Consider the following 20,146-nt stretch of genomic DNA (forward strand, 5'->3'; position numbering starts at 1 on the left):
AATCATTTTGTATTATACTTTATAATAATGCTTTTTAATAATAGCATTGACAAAGCATTATTGAATTTATACACTTAATAAAAAGTTTAAGCTGATGTAGCTCAGGTGGTTAGAGCACTCGGCTCATATCCGAGTTGTCGTGGGTTCAAGTCCCTCCATCAGCATTAGGGGTTGTAAATGGTAGTGGGTATTATTCTTGCAGATGGCTTTGAAGATATTGAGGCCATAATCCCGATTGATATTTTAAGACGGGGTAATGTTAATATTCAAGTTATCAGTGCAAATGATAACAACGTTGTGATAAGTTCAAAAGGGGTTTCTTTTTTAACCGATGATGTAATATCAAACTGTAAGGAAAATTGTTTTGATCTAATAATCCTTCCAGGAGGCATGCCTGGAGCTACTAATCTTTTTAATTCAAAAGAATTAGATTTAATTTTAAAAGATATGAATGCTAAAGGTAAATATATTGCGGCTATTTGTGCTTCTCCAGTAGTAGTGCTTGCTGCTAAAAGTCTTCTAGGCTTTAATAAGTTTACCTGTTATCCAGGTTTGGAAAAGAATGTGCTTGATGGCGAGTTTATAGATAAAAATGTTGTTAGAAGCAATAATTTTATTACTTCTAAAGGGGTTGGGACTTCATTTGAATTTGCTTTTACTCTTCTTGAAATTGTAAAGGGTAGCCAAGTAATGGAAAATGTTAAAAAAGCAACTTTACTTTGTGAGAGTTAAATATAAAACTATTTAAAATGATTTTAATAAATAAACCAGATTTAGGTTTTAAAATTAAAAATTATTAATTTTTTGGAATTAAATTATAAATGTTTTCAAGAATAGTTAATTCTTCGTTTGTTTTTATTACTAGTATTTTTACTTTGCTATTAGTGGTTGATATTTCAGATTCTAAATTCTTGTTTTGGGCCATTTCATTTTTTTCAAGGTCCAATTCTATTCCAATTTTTTCAAACCCTTTTAGTGCAAGATCTCTTATTTTATAATCAACAATTCCAATTCCACCTGTAAAAACTATTGCATCAATATTAAAATCAAGAGCAGCAATGTAAGACCCAATATACTTTTTTATTCTATATGTCATTATATCTATTGCAAGTTTTGATTGATATTCTCCTTCTTCAATTTTGTTCCATATATCTCTCATGTCATTTGATTTTTCAGAAATTCCTAGTATGCCGCTTTCTTTATTTAATATTTCTTCAATTTGTTTGGTGGTTTTATTTAATATAGTGCTCATCAAATTAATAATTGATGGGTCTATATCACCGCTTCTTGTTCCCATTACAAGCCCTTCAAGTGGAGTAATTCCCATGCTTGTGTCATAAGATTTTCCATTTTTAACAGCATTAATGCTTGCTCCATTTCCAAGATGCAATATTATTAAATTTAGATTATCTATTTTTTTATTTAAAATTTCTGAAGTTCTTTTTGTTATGTACGAATAAGAAAGGCCATGAAAGCCATATTTTCTAATATTGTATTTTTTATACCAAGAATATGGAATTGCATAAAGAAAAGCATGTTCTTTTATAGTTTGATGCCATGAAGTATCAAAGCATAAAACTTGTTTTACATGTGGTAAAATTTTAAGCACTGCTTCTATTGCGATGATTGCATTTGGGTTGTGAAGTGGAGCAAGTTCAGAGATTTGTTTTAATTTATTTAAAATACTGTTTGTAAGAATTACTGAATTTTTAAGGCTTGAGCCCCCATGCACAACTCTGTGTCCTATTATTTCAATTTCACTAATAGTTTTAAGGATGTTTAAATTGCTGTTTAACAGCATTTCAAACATTTTCTCTATTGCTTTTTGATGATTTTCAATTCCTTTTTCAAATCTTTCTGTTATTGATCCGTCAGTATTTATAATTTTTATGATTGATTTTTGTGATTTTATTTTTTCAACAATTCCAGATATTATTTTTTTTGAATTTTCATATTGATAAATAGCAAATTTTAACGAAGAACTTCCTGTGTTTATGATTAATATCTTCATTTTTTTTCCTTTTGCATTTGACAAGCTATGTGTTTGTTTTTAGTAAGTTAATATTTTTATATATGTAATTTATTTTCTCAGATTTTTCAATATTTTTAAAGCTTAAAAATATTGATTTTTGATATGAGGGATTTAACATTAATAAATTGGGATGTTTTTGAAGTATTTCTATTATTTTTTCCATAGGAATGCTTTCTATATTTTTATATTCTATTTCTAAAGTTTTGTTTGTTTCTTTTAATTTTGTTATATTTAAATCTTTTGCTAAAATCTTAAGTTCAGCCAACATTAATAGATTATTTATTTCTTTGGGTATTGGGCCAAAGTTGTCGTGAAGCTCTGATCTTATCTTTTTACTTTCTTCTTCAGTTTGAATTTTAAAGATTTTTTTGTAGATTAGTATTTTATCCTGTTCATTTTTTGCATAATTTTCAGGAATAAAGCCACTATAGTTAATTTCAATATCAACTTCTTTTTCTGATGAGATTTTTCCCATTTTCTTTTCAATTGCTTTATTTAGCATTGTTAGATAGTAATCCAATCCAATAGACTCAATTTCTCCGTGTTGTTCTCTACCAAGTAAATTTCCAACACCTCTTATTTCCATATCTTTCATTGCTATTTTAAATCCTGCTCCTAGATCTGAAAATTCGGTTATTGCTCTTAGTCTTTCAATAGAGCGTTCATTTAGCTTTTCGCTATCTTGGTATAAAAAATAAGCATAAGCTTTCTTAGATCCTCTTCCAACTCTTCCTTTTAGTTGATATAGCTGTGCAAGTCCAAACTTGTTTGCATTATTTATTATTATTGTATTTGCATTTGGAATGTCTATTCCATTTTCAATTATTGTTGTTGCCAATAAAATTTGATATGCTTTTTTAATAAAATTGTGCATTATGTCTTCAATCTCATCTCCTGTAAGTTTTCCATGAATTATTGCAATTCTTGCGTAAGGAGTTAATTTTTCAATGAGCGTTTTTAAATAATGCAGTTCTTCAATATTGTGATTTACTAAAAAAACTTGACCATCTCGAGATAGTTCACTTTCAATTGCATGTTTTATTAAAAGTTCGCTAAACGATTCTAAATAAGTTTCTATTTTTACTCTGTTTTTAGGTGGAATTTTTAAAACGGAAATATCTCTGAGCTTAATTAGTGACATGTGAAGAGATCTAGGAATTGGTGTTGCAGAAAGAGCAAGACAATCAACCGAAATTCTTATTTCTTTAAGTTTTTCTTTTTCTTTTACACCAAATCTTTGTTCTTCATCAATTATTATTAATCCTAAATTTTTGCAAGTGAATTTTTTTGAAAGAATTTTGTGTGTTCCTATGATTATATCAATTTTTCCACTTTTCATTTCTTTTAAAATCCGGTTTTCTGTATTATTTTTTATAAATCTGCTTAATACTTCGATTTTGATTGGAAAATTTTTAAATCTTTTTTTAAATGTATTGAAATGTTGTTCTGCTAAGATGGTCGTTGGTGAGAGTACAATAACCTGTTTGTTTCCCATTACGGCTTTAAAAGCAGCCCTCATGGCAACTTCAGTTTTTCCAAATCCAACATCTCCACAAAGAAGGCGGTCCATCACTTTGAAACTCATCATGTCTTCTTTTATTTCTTTTATTGCTCTTATTTGATCTTGAGTTTCATCGTATGGAAATTCAGATTCAAATAACAATTGCAATTCGTTATCTTCTGGGTATTTAATACCTTTAATGCTTTCTCTTTTTGAATAAAGTTCTATTAATTTGTCTGCAATCTCTTCGATTCTTTTTTTTGCATTTGCTTTGTTTTTTATCCATGTTTTAGAACTGATTTTATCTAATTTAATATTTTTAGGATCACTTCCAATGTATTTTTGGATTAAATTTGTTTGTTCAATTGGAATAAATAGTTTTTCTCCTTCAGCGTATTCAATCTCAATATAATCCTTTTCAAGAGAGCTTGTTTTTATTCTCTTTATTTGCCTAAATATACCAATTCCATGGTTTATGTGAACTACATGGCTATTTTTCTCAATCTCAACGAAAGAGTCAATAGCTTTTGTTTTTGAAGATTCAAAGGTTTTGTTTATTTTTTGCCCCGTATTGAAAATGTTTGATTCTAGAATAATAGCAATTTTTTCTTTTTCTATTATTAAAGAGCTAGATATTTTTAAAACCTCAATTGATATTTTTGGTAATTCTTTGAAAATATATTTAAGTTTTTCTTTTTGTGATTCAGATTCTGCTGCAATAATGATTTTAAATCCATTTTTTAGCCAATTTTCAAATTCCTTTTTTGTAAGCGCTATATTTGAAAAAAAGTTTCTCTCACTTTCGATTGTAAATTCTATAATTTCTTTGGATTTAGGGCTTTTAATTTTTGAAAATAAAACATAGCTTTTTAGATTAAAGGTTTTAGAATTTAAGAGAATTCTTTTTGGATCAATTATATTTTTGCCAGCTTCTTTTGCTTCTTTATAAAGCTTTTCGTATTCTTGGTGTATTTTTTCAATTTCTTTTTCTAAATTGTTAATTTCAAAGTTTACAATAGGTGTATGTTTATCAATCTCATCAATTAAGTAAGTATTTGCTACTAGTGGATAAAACATTTCTTCTGTTTTTGTTTCTTTTTTTAAATCTAACTCTTTAAGAATCTTTTTATATTCAGTGGGTTTAATCTTTGTTTTTAGAGTGTTAATAGCTTCTTTGTTCCAAATAATTTCTTTTTTTGGAAGAATTTGGAATTCTAAAATTTTATTATCATGTTTTAATTGGGTTAAGGGATTGAATTTTCTTATTTCTTCTATTTTGTCAAAGTTTAGTACAATCCTTATTGGATTTTGCTCTCCAAAGGGGTATAGATCTATAATTTCTCCTTTTATTGTAAATTCTCCTGGAATTGTTACTCTGAATGTTTTTTCATATCCCAATGATATAAGAGTTTTTTCAAAGTTTGTTGTATTAATATTGGTATTTTTTTCAATTTTATATATGTTCTTTAGTATTGTATTTTTATCAGGTATTTTGCTAAGCAATGATTTTAAGACCGTAATATATATTCCAGGATTTTTTCTATAAAAATTGATTAGAAATTTGATTCTTTGGTTAAAGATCGTATTTTTTGAGCCAATGCCCTTGTATACAAGGGGGCTAAAATAGTTAAGCTCAAAGATTTGACTTGTAATTACTTGTAAATCGTTTTTGATTTTATCTAATGTGTGCTCGTCTTTAACTATTAATATTATTTTTCCGGTTTTACTATATTCTTTGATTTTTTTAATTAAAAAGGCTTTGAAAAATCCTTCGTATCCTGTTAATGAAAAAAATGTATTTTGTTCTAAAAATTCTTTCATTTTTTTTAAATTGGAATTATTTTTTAATATTTTTGTTAGTTCTTCATCTATATTCATTTTTTACCTTTTTGTTTAATTAATTTAGTATAATAATATACTATAGGGATTATTACTTTCTTTATATATAATGTGGTTAGGTTTTTAGGGGAGCTTATGAATATTAGAAAATTGTTTTTTTTTATTTTTTTTATGAATATTTCTTTTGTTTTGTTTGCTGGGGATTACAAGGGCCTTGATTTTAAAATTAAGTTTTTCAATCAATCTATTTATCGTGTTAATAGTAATGTTTTTATTGAAGTTTCTCTTAGCAATGCATCTGAGAGTGTTTTAACTTTAGAAATAGGCGATATTAATTCTTTTGGCTTTGATTTTGATGTTACTGATACCACCAATATTAAAGTTAAAAGACCTATTGAATATGTTAAAAAGAGATCTAAAAATGTTGCAATCCCTGTTAGAAATATGAGCTTGAGACCTAATGAAAAATTTTCTGTAGTTATTAATTTAAATCAATTTGTTAAGTTTAGTAAAGATGGAGTTTATTTTGTTAAGGGTATTTTTTTCCCAGACATTTCAGATCCATCTAAGAAAAAAGAATCCAATATTATTACGCTTTTTTTAAATGATGGTTTTGATGAAAATCCAGGCAGTATAGATCTTGTTAATTTGTCTGAAAATAATGATATTCAAGATATCTTGAAAAAGAAAAAATTGTCTCCCGATGAGATTGTCAAATATTTGTTAAAGGCATTGCAGCTTGGAAAAAAAGAAAAATTCTTTTTATATCTTGATATTGAAGGTTTGTTATTAAATGACAAAAGTAAGGCATACCTTTATAAGCAAAAGTTATCACCTGTTCCTAATAAAAATGCAGTTGAAGAGTATAAGGAATATTTGTGGAATTCTAATAATTCAGATATTTCAAAAGCACCAAATAAATTTTCTATTATTGAGACGACTTATTCTGATACTTCGGGCAAGGTGATTGCTGATTTATATTTTGACGATGGGCAATTTTATATTTCCAAAAGATATACTTTCTTCTTCAAAAAATATGATTATTATTGGATAATTTATGACTACATTGTTCAAAATACTGGCATTAAGGAAAAGTAAAACTTTTTGTGTTTTGCAAATTATAGAGCTTATTATATTATTTTATTTTTTAATAATAAGTCCTGTTAATCTTAATGCAGATTTTGAGTATAGGGTTGTCAAAGGAGATACTCTTTTTTCAATTGCAATTAATCACAAAGTCAAAGTGAGCGATCTTAAAAGGATTAATAAACTACGTGTTGACAATATTAAGGCAGGTCAAATATTAATTATTCCAAGTGATTCTAATTTAAGTCAAAACATTGCCCATAAGGTCAATCATTCGTTTAGTTCGCTAGAATCTGTTAATAAAGGGATAATTTTTTACACTGCAAAAGAGGGCGATTCTGTTGAGAGCGTCTCAAAGCTTGTTGGACTAAGTCAAGAAGAGATAATAGCTTGGAATGATTTGCGTTCTAAAGATCTTAAGGTTGGAATCAAGCTTGTATTAACTGAGCCTGATTTTTTAAAGCCTTATGTGGTTAAGAAAGGTGATTCACTTTCAAAACTTTCTCAGGATTTTGATATTAGTTCTAAGGATGTTTTAAAATTTAATTTTCTTAATGATGATAAATTAAAGATTGGACAGCGACTTTTTTTAAAGAAAGCTACCAAGAATGTTAATTTTCATTATGTTAAAAGAGGGGAAACTCTTGGTAGAATAGCTTATATTTATGGTGTTACCGCCAAGGATCTTGTAGCTCTTAATGGCAATCGGGCTGTTAATCTTAAAGCGGGTTCATTGTTAAATGTTTTAAAGATTGTAAATAATGATTTAAAATCTGTTAAGGGAGATTTAAAAATTGAAAAAAAAATAGATGATAATTTTATTTATCATTCAGTTGCTGTAGGGGAGACTTTATATAGCATTGCCAGACATTATGGTGTTTTAATTGAGGATCTTAAAAATTGGAATAATTTAAATAGTAACAATATTATGCATGATCAAAAATTGAAAATTTTTGATAAAAAACTTTCAATTGATTCTTCTGCAATTAAAACTAAAAACGATTTATATGTTAAAAACAAAGTCGATTCTAGCTCTAATGCTTCTAATAAAGTGCAAACAATAGTGAATCTTCCCTCAAGTAAAAACAAAAAGATAAATTTAAATACTTTTGGAATTGCTGCTCATCAAGATATTTTTGATGTTAGCTCTTTAGTTATTTTAGATTCTAAAATACCAATATTTGAGGTTGTTGGTGACTTCTATTATTGGTGTAGACCAAGAAAGATAAGTCAGCCAAGTGAGTTTTATTCAGAAGATTGGCATTCTCCTTTGAATTCTTATAAAAAGGCAACTCAACTTTTCAAAAGTTTTGAAAAGTTAGTAAATTCTAGGTTTAATAAAGGATCAAGACTTAAGGATAAGTTAATAATTCTTGATCCAGGTCACGGCGGTCTTGATCCTGGAGCTATTGTTAAGTCTAGAGATGGTCTTGGAAATGAAGTTTTTGTTGTTGAAGATGAATATGTATATGATATTGCTTTAAGGCTTTATGTATACCTTAAGGAAGAAGGAGCCAATGTTGAATTTACTATTTTAGCTCCTGACCATTTAATTAGGAATAGTGTTTTTGCTAACAATACTTTTGTTAATGTTAAAAACGAGGTTTACAATGATTATGATTTAAATAAAAATGATACTGTTGATTCCTGGATAAGCGGCACTCCATCAGGCCTTAAAAAAAGATTGGTCGTTGTTAAAAACATTGTTAATAAATATAAGCATATTAAAGATAAGGATATAGCCTTTTTCAGTTTGCATGCGGATAATAGTGTTGGAGCGCCTAAGAGTATGGGGTTTTATTATCAAAAAGATGACGATAAGAAATATGATATTCATTCAAAGTCTGCAGCAGAAAAAATTACAGAAGGAATGAAAAGAAGTTTTTATATTAAGGGTCAAAATCTTCATGTTTTAAGAAATAATATAGTAATGACTAAGCTTTTAGTAGAAGTTAGGAATTTAGCATTTCCAGAGGAAGCTTGGTCTATTAGGTCTTCTAAGCTTAGAGATCAAGATTCTAAAATTCTTGCTAATGGGATTTTAAAAATATTGGAAAATAATTGACAAAAATTTTTAAATTTAAGATAATATTTCTAGTGTTCAATTTCCCCTATAGCTCAGTGGTAGAGCGGGTGGCTGTTAACCACTAGGTCGGAGGTTCGAGTCCTTCTGGGGGAGTTAATCAGCATCAATTGGGTTTTTAGGTCTGTTTTTGTTATTTTGAAGTAATTAAGTCTTTCTAAGAGTTTTTTGTTGTTTCCATGTCCTAAACAAAGGTGTTTTTGTATTTTTTGTCTATTTTCTTTTGAGTTTTCTCCTATTATGCCAAGTTCTAACAAATCGCTTAATGTTAATAAATCTTTTTGATTATCTTTAGATAAAGTGCCAACTCCTTTGAGTATCTTTATTATTTCTTTTTTATTTACTGATTCAACTTCAGTGTTTTTGGTATTAAGATATGCATGTTTGATTTTATTATTTTCTCCTAGGTGTTTGACTATTTTTTGTCTAATAATATTTCCAGATTTATCGCTGTCTGTTAAGATTATTATTCCTTTGTATTTTAAGGCTTTTTTTAACAATTCAATGGTTTCAGTTTTTAAAGCAAATCCTTTTGTTTCTATTACTGTGCAGTCAAAAGATTCTTTGATTCTTTTAAGATCATCTTTTCCCTCAACCACAATTATTTCTTTTATTTTTTCCAATTTTAAATTCCTTTTTCAAAGAAAGCCCTTAACAATTTAATTGCTTCTATGTGGTCAGCTATTGATACTGTTTCTCGCAGGGAATGCATTGCCCACATTGGTGTTCCAATGTCAATAGTTTCTATTCCTGTTCTTGCATTTGAGATTGGACCAATTGTTGTGCCTGGATTAACATTTGCTTTCATTATTATTTCTTGAATCTTAATATTATTTTTAATAGCTAAATTTTTTAATTTTGCAAATCCTGTTGAAGTTGTTGCATATCTGAAATTGGCGCTATTTTTTACAAATACGCCTTTACCCAGAGTTGCTTGATAGTTTGGATCATGTTTAGATGCATATCCTGGATGAATGCCGTGAACGCTGTCAATCGAGATATTAAATGATTTGTTTGTTTTTATTAAATGCTCTTCTCTGGTTAAATTAAGAGCAAGATCGATTCTTTCTAAAACTTCTGATAAAAAATTTGAATCAGCACCTCTTGAGGTTAAAGATCCTACTTCTTCGTTATCAAAAAATACAGCTATTTTATTTTTATCATTGCTTGTATGAACATAAGAATTCATGATTGCATGGCATCCCGATTTGTTGTCAAGATTTTTAGAAGCCAAAAATTCTCCTTCAGTTCCTATTATTTTGGAAGGTTGTGATTCTGTAAATATTAGATCACAAGATAGAAAATTTTTATGTTCTATTCCAAGTTGTTCTAAGATAGTATCTTTTATTGTTTTTTTTGTGCTGCTTATTACTGTTAAATTGTCATGAGCATTATATTTAAATCCTTCGTTAATTTGTCGGTTTAAATGTATTGCAAGGTTTGGAATAATTCCTATGTTTTCGATATTGATTAATTTTGAATCAATATGATCATTTTTTTTGAAATATACAATTCCTGCTAAGCTTAAGTCTCTGTCAATCCAAGTAGAAATTATTGGGCCACCATAAATTTCAATGTGGTTGTAAAACACCCCACTTGTTTTTTCTGTTGCATCTATTTTTAATTTTAATCCCGGACTGTCTGTATGTGCTGCTGCTATTAGAAACGGCTCATATTTTTTTTTGACATCAATATTAAAGGCAATAAGGCTAGTTCCTTCTTTTTTTATGTAATACGATCCTGTTTCAATTTTCCATTTTTCATCAAGTTGTAATTGTTGTGCATTAAAATAATTTATTAATTTCTCTTCAATATAGTTTACTAGGTGATAAGGGGTAGGACTATTGTCTAATAGGCTTTGAAAAAATTTTGGGTCTAGTGTTTTATCGTGCACCATAGGTGTTCTCCTTTACTTTTGTTGCTTTATATCTGTATATTCTATTATAATAGGTTTTAACTGTTAGTTGGGAGTTTGTTATGAAAAAATATTTTATTAGCTTGAGTTTATCGATTATTTTTTTTGCTTGTAGCTCTAATGTTGAAATTGAGTTAAATGATGATATTAGTGGTATTGTTTCAATATTTGTTAATGTTAATAGAGAATTTGAGAAAATTAGAAAAGAACTCTTAACAACTTTGGTGGGAGAGGAAATTGCAAGTATGCCTCTTTTCCCTGTAGATGAAATAAAAAAATACTTTAAAAATGGAGAGGAAAAGCTTGGATTTAAGCTTTTGAGCATTAAAACCCAAGGAGATTCTATTAATTTAGTTGTTAAGTTTGATAATTTAATTAAAATTTTAGGCGATTATATGAAAAAAACTGATATATCTGTGTTTAAGATAGAAAAAAAAGATGGTAAAAATATTATTGAACTTAATATTAATTTGGAAAATGCTACTAAGAATATTAATGAAAATAAAGAATATATTAGTGATGCACTTGCGGCTCTTTTGCCATCGGATGAGATTCCAATGTCTGCCAAAGAATATAAAGATGTTTTGGTTTATTTTTTATCGGATTTTACTTCCAAAGCAAGCGAACTTATTGACAATTCAAAACTTAATCTTATAGTTAAAACTTCTAGAAATGTTCAAGAACAATTTGGATTTAAACAAATTAACTCAAACACACTAAGGTTTGAGATGGATATGGTTAAAGGATTAAGTCTTGAAACACCAATAAAACTTAGATTAGTTTATTGACTGGGTTAAAGAATATAAACTTAATCGTTTATATTCTTGTATTCTTTTTTAAAAATTCCCATTAAAACAGCTGTTATAATAGATCCTACTAGGATAGATATTATCCACATTAATGGGTTTACTACTATTGGTAGAATGAATATTCCGCCATGTGGTGCTATAACTTCTACCTTGAAAAGTGCAGAAACAAATCCTCCTACAGATGAGCCTAGTATGCATGCGGGTATCACCCTTAAAGGATCTGCTGCTGCAAATGGAATTACTCCTTCTGTAATAAAGCATGCTCCTAAAAAATAACAAACCTTTCCGGATTCTCTTTCTTCTTTTGAAAATCTGTTTTTAAATAAACTTGTGGCAAGAGCAATTCCTATAGGGGGTATCATTCCTCCTGCCATTATGCTTGCATGAGGAATATAATTTTTTGCAGTTATCATTGCAATTCCAAATGCATATGCAGCTTTATTTACAGGTCCTCCCATATCTATTGCCATCATTCCTCCTAGCAAAGCCCCAAGCATTGCCATATTAGTTCCGCTAAGTTGATTTAGCATATCTGTTATTGAGTTATTAATAACAGATATTGGGCTAAGTATTACATATATCAAAATTCCTGAAATTATAACTGATAAAAAAGGGTAAGTTAATACCGGATTTATTCCTCTTAAATTGCCAGGAATAATTTTGTCAGATATTTTTTTTACAGCTAGTGTAACGTAGCCTGAAATAAATCCTGCTAAGATACCTCCTAGAAATCCTGCATTTCCATTGCTCATCATTAATCCTGTAATCATTCCGGGTGCAAGTCCTGGTCTTTCTGCTATGCTAAATGAAATATAACCAGCAAGTATTGGGATCATTAAAGCAAATGCGCTTCCACCGCCGATTTGCATCAGAATATCTGCTATTTTATTGTAGCTTGGATCGTTTATGTCAAATGCTTTGATTCCAAACATGAATGATATTGCTATTATTATTCCTCCTGAAACTACAAATGGAAGCATAAATGAGACCCCATTCATTAGGTGTTTATAAATTCCAGTTTGTTTGTTTTGTTTTTGGAGAGTTTCGACAGTTGTGTTTGTTTTACTTTTGTAAATTTGAGCTTCGTTTTTAAGGATTGTTTGAATAAGCTCTTTTGCTTTGTGTATACCGTCTTTTACTCCTACTTCGATTAAAGGTTTTCCGCTAAATCTTTCTTTGTCGATAGTTTTGCCAGATGCAATAATGATTCCTTTTGCTTTTTTTATTTCTTCTTCTGTTATTGGGTTTTCGGTTCCACTAGATCCATTTGTTTCTACTTTTATATTTATATTTAATTCCAAAGCTGCTTTTTTAAGGCTTTCTGCTGCCATATAGGTGTGAGCTATTCCTACAGGACATGCTGTTACGGCAAGAATAAAATCTTTTTTTATATTTAAATTATTGGATTCATTTATATTGCCATTGTTCATAATTATTTCTAAAAATTTATCTTCATTATTTGTGCTCATAAGTTCATGTCTTAGTAAGTTGTTGCTAAAAGTATTACTTAGGTATGATATAGCTTTGATGTGTGCATTGCTTGGAGTTTTTTCGGGTAGAGCCATCATGAAAAACAGTTTTGAAAGCTTTTGATCAGAAGAATTGAAATCAAAACCATTGCCAACAACTCTTAAAATAGCAATTCCGTGTTTTTTAATGAAATCACCTTTTGCATGAGGCATGGCTATATGCTCTTCAATCCCTGTTCCATTAATTTCTTCTCTTTTTTTAATTTCTTTTATAAATGCTTCCATGTCATTTAAGTATCCATTTTCATTGAACATGCTGGCCATTTTTCTAATTACATCTTCTTTACTAGTTGCATTATAGTTTAAAATAATCAAGTTTTTTGAAAATAAATTTTGCATAATAATCACCTTTATATATTATATAGTGTATATATATTTATTAAATTTTACTATTTATTTAATTGATTTTATTAATCAAAGGAGATTGTCTTGATATATACTTTAACACTCAATCCTTCTGTGGATTATAAAATAGTTTTAAAAGAATTTCAGGAAGAAAGTCTTAATTATGCTTTAAATAACAATTTTTTTGCTGGCGGGAAGGGAATAAATGTAAGTACTGTTCTTAAAAACCTGGGAAAACCTAGTATGGCTTTAGGGTTTTTGGGAGGTTTTACGGGTGATTATATAAGATTTTCTCTTGATTCTAAGGGTATAAAAAACGATTTTATTAAAATAAAATATGATACAAGATTAAATATTAAAATGATAGCAAGTGGCAGAGAAACAGAAATTAATGCCAATTCCCCAGATATTTCTGAGAATGAATTTGAACTTTTGAAAGATAGACTTAAAAGCTTGACAAGTAATAGTATATTGGTGATGTCAGGAAGCGTCCCTAAAGCTCTTGGTGAGAATGCATACAATGAAATAGCCAATAGCATTTCTAATGATGTTAAGCTTATCATTGACACTAGTGGAAAACCTTTGTTAAAAATTCTTAAATTAAATCCATTTTTAATAAAGCCCAATATTTATGAGCTTAGGGATCTTTTTAATGCTAAATTTAATTCTACAAAAGAATTGATTAAAATCGGAAAAAATCTTGTAGAAAGTGGGGTTCAAAACATTATAATTTCTATGGGAAGTGAAGGAGCTATTTTTATTGGCGATAAAAATGTTGCTTTTAGAGCCTTTGTTCCAAAGATTCATTCTGTTAGTACCATTGGGGCAGGAGACTCTGTGATTGCAGGATTTGTGTATGCTTTTGATAATGGAAGTACTTTAGAAGATTCATTTAAATTTGGTGTTGCAGCTGGTACAGCTACGGCATCAAAAGGCAATCTTTGTGAACTTCAAGATGTCAAAAAGATGCTTTGTGAGATTAGGGTTGAGGATATTTGTACTTCTTAATCTTTTAAATAGAGTTGAAGAATTGATTTTGAAACTTTACTGTAGCTTTTAAAAAGCTACAGTATTTAGTTTGCTTAAATTTTTAATTTTGATTTATATAATTTCTTTTTTGCTAGGGCTAATCCTGTAACTACTGCTAGCAATGCAAACATAGCTATGCTCACAAAAAATCCTGTTGTATTTGATTGAGAGATTTTTGCAGCGATTTCTGTAGTTTGCTCATCGCAAATACAGTTAACATATCCGCATATTGGGCAGATCTCTTCTACTCCAAATTGGCTTAAATTTCCGTTTGGAATTACATTTTCTTTTGTTATTGTATTGGTTTGAGCGAAAACAGATGTTGAAATCAATAGTAAAGTAGTCAAAAATAGATATTTTTGTAGATTCATTTTACATTCTCCTTATAGATTTTCTTTTTTTTTAATTACTTAAATTATAACCTTTTAAATCAAAGATTTGTAATTTTTTTTATTAAAAGACTTGTTAGAGTATCAATAGATTCTCTAAGAAAAGCTGTTGCACAATAAAATGTAAAATTTATCATCGGGAGCGACGGGTCTCGAACCCGCGACCTCCTGCGTGACAGGCAGGCGTTCTAACCATCTGAACTACGCCCCCAAAGCCATTCTGTTAAAAGATTATAGTAGTTTTTGATGTATTTGTCAATTTATTTGAATGAGTTTACATGTTCTAGTATTTTTGAATCTCTTTTGCTAGATTTTTTGCTCAGCTTAATAATAGTCTCTTTGTTAGAAATTATTTCTAAGCTATCTTTGGCTCTTGTTATTGCAGTATACATAAGTTCTTTTGTCAAAAAAGGGTTATTTTCCAATATTACTTTTATATGTTTGTATTCAGATCCTTGGCTTTTATGTATTGTTGTAGCAAAGCTGAATTCATAATTTGTTAGTAAATCTAAATTTATTTTTTTATATTTTTCATTTTTTCTTTGGAATAAAGCATAAAAATTAGAATTTTCATTAAAAATAACACCCCGTTCTCCATTAAATAATTTATTTTTATAGTCAGTTTTAGTTATCATTATTATTTGACCAATAAAGCCCCCATAGGTCTTTTTTAGGTAAGTTTTTATTATTTCATTTAGTGTTTTAGTTCCAAATTTACCAAAATTTTTTGAACTTAAAATTATATTTTCAAGTAAAGTTTCAAGTATTGTTTCAATTTTTGATTCTTTTATCAATTTAAGATTGAAAGTGGGTATTTTTTTATATAAATTGTTTGTATATTCTATTAGATCTTTTTTTAAGTTTATTTTTTCTATTTCTTTCAGTTGAATATTTTTATTGTTATTAATGTATTTGCAAATCAAAGTACTATCTTCTTTATATATTGCTTTTGAGAGCAAATTTATTTCTTTGTTGCTTCTGAAATTTTCTTTAAGTTCTTCTACATTATCGTTATTTATTTTTTTTACTCCTAAAAGACTTGAATATACATTTCCTTCGTTTACTGATGGGAGTTGATTTTTATCTCCTACCATTATTAACTTAGTGGTTATTGGAGTTGCTTTCAGTAGTTTTAAAAAAGTATATGCATCTACCATTGAAGCCTCGTCAATTATTATTACGTCAAAATTTAATTGATTTTCTTCATCATATAGAATTTTTTTGTTTATAAATTTGATTCCCAATAGTTTTTGGATTGTATTGCATTCTATTTCTAAATTTTTAAATGAATAGTCGATACTTGTTTGCAGCCTTAGGCTAGCTTTTCCTGTAGGTGCTGTAATTGCTACTAATCCTTTTTTTTTATTGTTTAATGTTTTATTAATTGCTTTTAAGATATAGTTAATAGTTGTAGTTTTGCCTGTTCCAGGGCCTCCGCTTAATAGAAAGAAGTTGCTTTTCAATGCCTTTCTTATTGATGTAATTTGCTCTTTATTTAAATTATTGATATTTAAATTTGATATTATATTTTGTATTTTATTGTCATTTAATTCATTTCTATAGTTTTCTAATCTTTTTATAATTTGTTTTATTAGCTCTTCTTCTTCTCTGTAGTTTTTTTGAGTATAAATGTAGATATTGTTTTCCAAGATTAGGGGAGTTGTAATTTTAAGTTTATCAAGTTCCATTAGTATGTTGTTTTCTTTTAAAAGCAAAACCATATTCTTAATGGTTTCTGGATTTCCAAATGTTTCTAGTCCTTTTAGCATTTTTATTAATTTGTTATAACTTTTATTGGTTTTTTCTAGGTTGTCTTTTGTGAATATTATTGTATTTTGAATATCTTTTGCTAATAGATTTATATCAGCTCTTAGGTGACCTTTATCAAAGTAGTTAAATAAAAATATTAAAAATATTATAATATTTTCATTGTTTGTGAACTTTGCGAGTGTTTGCGCTTTATAGCAATTTTTTTTATTGATATTTAAAAGTTCAATTATTTCATAAAGCTTGAGCTCAGGGGTTAAGAATTTTTTGTTTTTATTTTTTAAAAATTCTCTTAATACTAAAAAATCTCTCATAAATGTCTTTTAATGCTTAATTCTAAGATGATTTTATCTAAATCAACGTCGTTAAATTTTGGAAGATTAAAATAAATGCCATTTTCAAATTTTGAATTTAAGCAGTCAATATTGTCTTTAAATGCTCTTGTAAAAAGATATATTACTCCACCAAATTTTTGATTATATTCTCTTTTGTTTTTAAATAATATTTTTTTTATTCCAAGAGCATATATTTTATATTGCAAATCATAATATTCCTTTTTTATTGTATTTTCTAAATTTGTTATATTATAATCATCTTTATTTTTTCCAAGATAGTTTGTTTTGTAATCTAGGATATATATTTTATTATTCGCTTTAAATATGAGATCTACTATTCCTTTTAAATATCCATCACTTAGTTTTATGTGAAGATCTTCAAAGTGTTTGTCAAAAAGATGTTTTTGTTTTTGAAATTCAGGATTTATTTTGATTAAAAATTCCATTTCTTTTTGTAATTCTTCAATATCGCACAGACGAGTATTAATTGCTCTTATTTTATAAGTTAGTATGTTGTAAATCATTTTAGTTAATGAATTTTGTATTTCTATTGTATTGAGATTCGAGTTAATTTTTTGTATTTGCTTTTCAATGATTTCAATGTTATTTTTTTTAAAATTATCAAATGTATCTTTTGCTGTGCTAAAGATTATTTCTTCCATTGCGGCATGTAAAATGTTTCCGCTATCTTTTCCTTTAGGCAGAATCTCTTCTAATTCAGGGTCGTAATCAAGATCTGGTTCTTTTTCGTAGTTAATATTTTTAAAATCATAGTTTTCATAAAATGCCTTATGATGGGCTTGTGCTGTTAAACTTGAAAAACTAGATATATATTCTTTTTTAAACATGTTTTTAATTATTGGTTTTGGTGGAATTAATTTTGTATTTACATTTATATTGTCTTTTTTTTTATTGAATCTCTTTTGGTCAATAAATTCATATATGTTAAAGTCATGTTTAATATCATCGATAGTAAAAATTTTTGCTATTTCTAATAATTTGCTAGTTATGCTATTTATTTTTGTAATAAAAAGAGCAAATTTAGCTCTTGTTGCTCCCACATAAAATATATTTTTTTCTTCGCTTAGTATTTTTAGTCTTGCATATTTTTTATTTTCTTCCAATTTAAAAAAATCATATTCAATGTTTCCGTCTTTATAAAATTTGTAAAATTGATTTTTTTTTGAAAAAAAATTGCTATTTTCTATTGGAGTTGTATTGATTAAAAATACAATATTCATGCTAAGCCCTTTTGATTTATGTATTGTCATGAGCTCTATAGAGTCATTATCATTATTTATATTGTTGTTTTTTTCTTCTATTTCTTCAGGCTCTTCGTTTATTATTAGACTTTCTAGGGTAGAGATTAGAGATTGTATGTTTTGTTCTTTATGATATATTTTAGAGATGATCTCAAGTATTGTTTCATAGGTTTTTAAATTTTCAAGCTTACCTTCTTTAATAAGAAGACCTTTGTAATTTATTTTATTTTTGGCCCACTCAATAATTTTTTGATCTTTAGTGTCATTTGCAATTTTGATCCATAAGTTTTTTTCAAATAAGATTTTGTTAATTGCATTTATTAATGTTATTTCATTTTTTTCAAGCAAAGCTGTTATATTTTCAATAAATTCTTCTATAAGGTGAATTTTATCTTGTTTGATTAAAATTCTTTGCAAATTCCACGGGACATTTAATATTTTACTGCTTAGAATATAATTTAGGGTTTTAAAGCTTTGTTTTCGATCTAAGCATTTAATAATATAGAAAATTTCGCTAAATTCTTTGGTTTTCAAAATTTTTTCTTGAGCTTTGTTTGTTTGGATTTGCTCTTTTTTTAATGCTTTATCTATTAAATTGATTTCATTTTTTCCTCTGCAAAGTACTTTAATGTCTTGCATTTTAATATTTCTAATCTTATTGTTCTTAGTAATTTTTCCATATGCAAGCAAATATTTTATTGTTAATGCTGTTTTTTGGTAAATGTCTTCTTCGGGTTCTGTATTTGTGGTTATTATATTGATTCCTTCTATTTCTTGTCCGTTGATTAAAATTTTATTATTGTCGTTTTGTTGATTTGGAAGTGAGTTAGTAAATTCAATTTTTTCAATGTCATCGGCTATTGCATTATTGTATATATTATTAAAAATTTTATTTAAAGGCCTTATGAGTTTTTTGCTTGATCTGTGATTTATTTTTAGTACAATTCTAGCGTCTGTGTTGATTTTATTTTTTATTTCTTTGTTATAAAAAGAAATGTCTGCTTTTCTAAAGGAATATATTATCTGTTTTGGATCGGCTATGAATATCAATTTTATTCCTGCTGTTTTTAATATTTTAAATATCTCAATTTGTATTAGGCTTAAATCTTGTGCTTCATCAATTAAAATGATTTTGTATCGATTTTTGATTGCATTTAGAAGCTTTTTGTCTGCGGATTTTAAGTAATTTTTTAAATTTGAAATTATGTAATTTTGATCTATTGTGTTTGTTGATTTAATAGTTTTCTCTAGTTCTTTTTCTATATACTTTAGTATTTTGTATTCAACTTTTAAAATAATATATTGCTTTAAATTGTTTCTATTTTTATTTCTATTGTCTTCTGATTTATATTTTTCATGTTTAATATTAATTCCTAAACAGATTAAATCATTTTTAATCTTAAGTTCTTTAGACGATAATTTAGAATTTTTTTTAATTTCTTTTTCTATTAGAGTTGAAAAAAATTTATTTTTCAATAATGTTTCTGCTATTTTAAATATGTCATTTTCTTTAGAGTATCCTATTTCAAGTTTACCAGTTTGAATATGTTTATTATAAAAGCTTAATATTTCATCTTTTGTCATTTTATCTAAGTCTTCTATTATTTTGTTGTAATCTTTGATCAACTCTTCCTTTTTAAGAAGAATGCTTTCAAATGCTGTTTGGGTTTTAAGCCAATTTCCAAGCTCTTGAGTTGTGTCTCTTTCGTAAGCTTTTTTTATTTTTAAAACAATCTCTTCGGTTTTTTTAGCATCAGATTTAAATACTTTAAGTTCGTAGTCTTTAATATCAAGAGCTTGAATCAAGCTATCTGATTTTCTTAAAAAGTCATAAACTATTTCATCTATTTCTTTTGAAAATTTTTCTTTAGGTTTATATTTGGAGTAATTTTCTGTTTCAATTTGAAAATTATTTAAGGCATGTAATGCAAATTTATTGATTGTTGATATAAAGAGTTTTTTTGATTGTTCATAAGCTTCTTTTAAAATTTCATTTGTTTTTGAGTTAAAATAAGAATTTTCTATTACTTTTAGTATCCTTGTGTGCATTTCTTCTGTGGCTTTTTTTGTAAAAGTTAATACCAAGATTTCATTTATGGAGTATAGTTTGGTTTTAATTAAATTTATAACCACATTTTCAAGTATGTAGGTTTTGCCAGTGCCCGCTGATGCTTCTATTAATATTGTTGTGTTATTTTTAATTTTTTCTAGGATTTTGTCCATGG

General features: G+C 27.4%; 12 protein-coding genes, 3 tRNA genes and 1 pseudogene. 7 read left to right on the forward strand and 9 right to left on the reverse strand.

Translation table 11 applies throughout. The features are described 5' to 3' along the window. The first annotated feature begins 90 nt into the window (after positions 1-90). Positions 91-164 (forward strand) — tRNA-Met (locus tag HNP67_RS01030). A 13-nt stretch (positions 165-177) separates the two neighbouring features. Beyond that, positions 178-732, forward strand: a complete 555-nt coding sequence (locus HNP67_RS01035) for a DJ-1 family glyoxalase III (RefSeq protein WP_184124162.1) — start codon at positions 178-180, stop codon at positions 730-732. 64 nt (positions 733-796) lie between these two features. Here the strand turns inward: HNP67_RS01035 and HNP67_RS01040 are convergent, their stop codons facing one another. Both HNP67_RS01040 and mfd read right to left on the reverse strand, forming a co-directional pair. Further along, complete coding sequence (locus HNP67_RS01040; protein ID WP_184124164.1) at positions 797-2,011, reverse strand: acetate kinase; 1,215 nt, start codon at positions 2,009-2,011, stop codon at positions 797-799. Between the two features lie 25 nt (positions 2,012-2,036). Continuing rightward, positions 2,037-5,411, reverse strand: a complete 3,375-nt coding sequence (mfd, locus tag HNP67_RS01045; protein WP_184124166.1) for a transcription-repair coupling factor — start codon at positions 5,409-5,411, stop codon at positions 2,037-2,039. Between the two features lie 96 nt (positions 5,412-5,507). Between mfd and HNP67_RS01050 the strand changes: the two genes are divergently transcribed. The 3 genes from HNP67_RS01050 (at position 5,508) to HNP67_RS01060 (ending at position 8,637) form a co-directional block, all read left to right on the forward strand. Then, entirely contained in the window at positions 5,508-6,470 is a 963-nt protein-coding gene (locus HNP67_RS01050; protein WP_184124168.1) for a hypothetical protein, read from the forward strand. Further along, a complete protein-coding gene (locus tag HNP67_RS01055; RefSeq protein ID WP_184124170.1) occupies positions 6,430-8,523 on the forward strand; it encodes a LysM peptidoglycan-binding domain-containing protein in 2,094 nt (697 codons plus the stop codon). Before HNP67_RS01050 ends, HNP67_RS01055 begins: the two co-directional genes overlap by 41 nt. Positions 8,524-8,565: 42 nt before the next feature. Then, a tRNA-Asn gene (locus tag HNP67_RS01060) sits at positions 8,566-8,637 on the forward strand. On the opposite strand, the pseudogene rnmV reads toward HNP67_RS01060, so the two are convergent. After that, a pseudogene (rnmV, locus tag HNP67_RS01065) lies at positions 8,622-9,164 on the reverse strand (ribonuclease M5); the annotation flags it as partial. The gene HNP67_RS01060 and the pseudogene rnmV overlap by 16 nt on opposite strands. Positions 9,165-9,166: 2 nt before the next feature. Beyond that, complete coding sequence (locus tag HNP67_RS01070) at positions 9,167-10,438, reverse strand: M18 family aminopeptidase (protein WP_184124172.1); 1,272 nt, start codon at positions 10,436-10,438, stop codon at positions 9,167-9,169. Between the two features lie 80 nt (positions 10,439-10,518). Here HNP67_RS01070 and HNP67_RS01075 point away from each other — a divergent pair, with 80 nt between their 5' ends. Then, positions 10,519-11,244 (forward strand): hypothetical protein, encoded by a 726-nt coding sequence (locus HNP67_RS01075; protein ID WP_184124174.1) that lies wholly within the window; start codon positions 10,519-10,521, stop codon positions 11,242-11,244. Between the two features lie 20 nt (positions 11,245-11,264). On the opposite strand, the gene HNP67_RS01080 is transcribed toward HNP67_RS01075, so the two are convergent. After that, positions 11,265-13,133 carry a fructose-specific PTS transporter subunit EIIC gene (locus HNP67_RS01080; RefSeq protein WP_184124175.1) on the reverse strand — a complete coding sequence of 623 codons (1,869 nt, stop codon included), beginning with the start codon at positions 13,131-13,133 and terminating at the stop codon, positions 11,265-11,267. A 90-nt stretch (positions 13,134-13,223) separates the two neighbouring features. On the opposite strand from HNP67_RS01080, the gene pfkB reads away from it, so the two are divergent. Further along, positions 13,224-14,147 (forward strand): 1-phosphofructokinase, encoded by a 924-nt coding sequence (gene pfkB / locus HNP67_RS01085; protein WP_184124177.1) that lies wholly within the window; start codon positions 13,224-13,226, stop codon positions 14,145-14,147. A gap of 74 nt (positions 14,148-14,221) precedes the next feature. On the opposite strand, the gene HNP67_RS01090 is transcribed toward pfkB, so the two are convergent. From HNP67_RS01090 to recB, 4 genes are all read right to left on the reverse strand, one after another. Beyond that, positions 14,222-14,539, reverse strand: coding sequence for a hypothetical protein (locus tag HNP67_RS01090; RefSeq protein ID WP_184124179.1), 318 nt, complete (start codon positions 14,537-14,539; stop codon positions 14,222-14,224). A 155-nt stretch (positions 14,540-14,694) separates the two neighbouring features. Beyond that, a tRNA-Asp gene (locus HNP67_RS01095) sits at positions 14,695-14,768 on the reverse strand. A gap of 49 nt (positions 14,769-14,817) precedes the next feature. Further along, entirely contained in the window at positions 14,818-16,638 is a 1,821-nt protein-coding gene (gene recD / locus HNP67_RS01100; RefSeq protein WP_184124181.1) for an exodeoxyribonuclease V subunit alpha, read from the reverse strand. Next, positions 16,635-20,144, reverse strand: a complete 3,510-nt coding sequence (recB, locus tag HNP67_RS01105; protein ID WP_184124183.1) for an exodeoxyribonuclease V subunit beta — start codon at positions 20,142-20,144, stop codon at positions 16,635-16,637. The genes recD and recB overlap by 4 nt, the downstream gene beginning before the upstream one ends. Between the last annotated feature and the right edge of the window lie 2 nt (positions 20,145-20,146).

This window comes from Borreliella californiensis (assembly GCF_014205885.1).
Classification (GTDB): Bacteria; Spirochaetota; Spirochaetia; order Borreliales; family Borreliaceae; genus Borreliella; species Borreliella californiensis.

Bases quoted from the DNA above. Each gene is read 5' to 3' on its own strand.
- recD (WP_184124181.1), bottom strand. From the start codon at position 16,638: ATGAGAGATTTTTTAGTATTAAGAGAATTTTTAAAAAATAAAAACAAA.
- HNP67_RS01075 (WP_184124174.1), top strand. From the start codon at position 10,519: ATGAAAAAATATTTTATTAGCTTGAGTTTATCGATTATTTTTTTTGCT.
- recB (WP_184124183.1), bottom strand. From the start codon at position 20,144: ATGGACAAAATCCTAGAAAAAATTAAAAATAACACAACAATATTAATA.
- HNP67_RS01050 (WP_184124168.1), top strand. From the start codon at position 5,508: ATGAATATTAGAAAATTGTTTTTTTTTATTTTTTTTATGAATATTTCT.
- HNP67_RS01090 (WP_184124179.1), bottom strand. From the start codon at position 14,539: ATGAATCTACAAAAATATCTATTTTTGACTACTTTACTATTGATTTCA.
- HNP67_RS01080 (WP_184124175.1), bottom strand. From the start codon at position 13,133: ATGCAAAATTTATTTTCAAAAAACTTGATTATTTTAAACTATAATGCA.
- HNP67_RS01040 (WP_184124164.1), bottom strand. From the start codon at position 2,011: ATGAAGATATTAATCATAAACACAGGAAGTTCTTCGTTAAAATTTGCT.
- HNP67_RS01035 (WP_184124162.1), top strand. From the start codon at position 178: ATGGTAGTGGGTATTATTCTTGCAGATGGCTTTGAAGATATTGAGGCC.
- mfd (WP_184124166.1), bottom strand. From the start codon at position 5,411: ATGAATATAGATGAAGAACTAACAAAAATATTAAAAAATAATTCCAAT.
- HNP67_RS01055 (WP_184124170.1), top strand. From the start codon at position 6,430: ATGACTACATTGTTCAAAATACTGGCATTAAGGAAAAGTAAAACTTTT.
- HNP67_RS01070 (WP_184124172.1), bottom strand. From the start codon at position 10,438: ATGGTGCACGATAAAACACTAGACCCAAAATTTTTTCAAAGCCTATTA.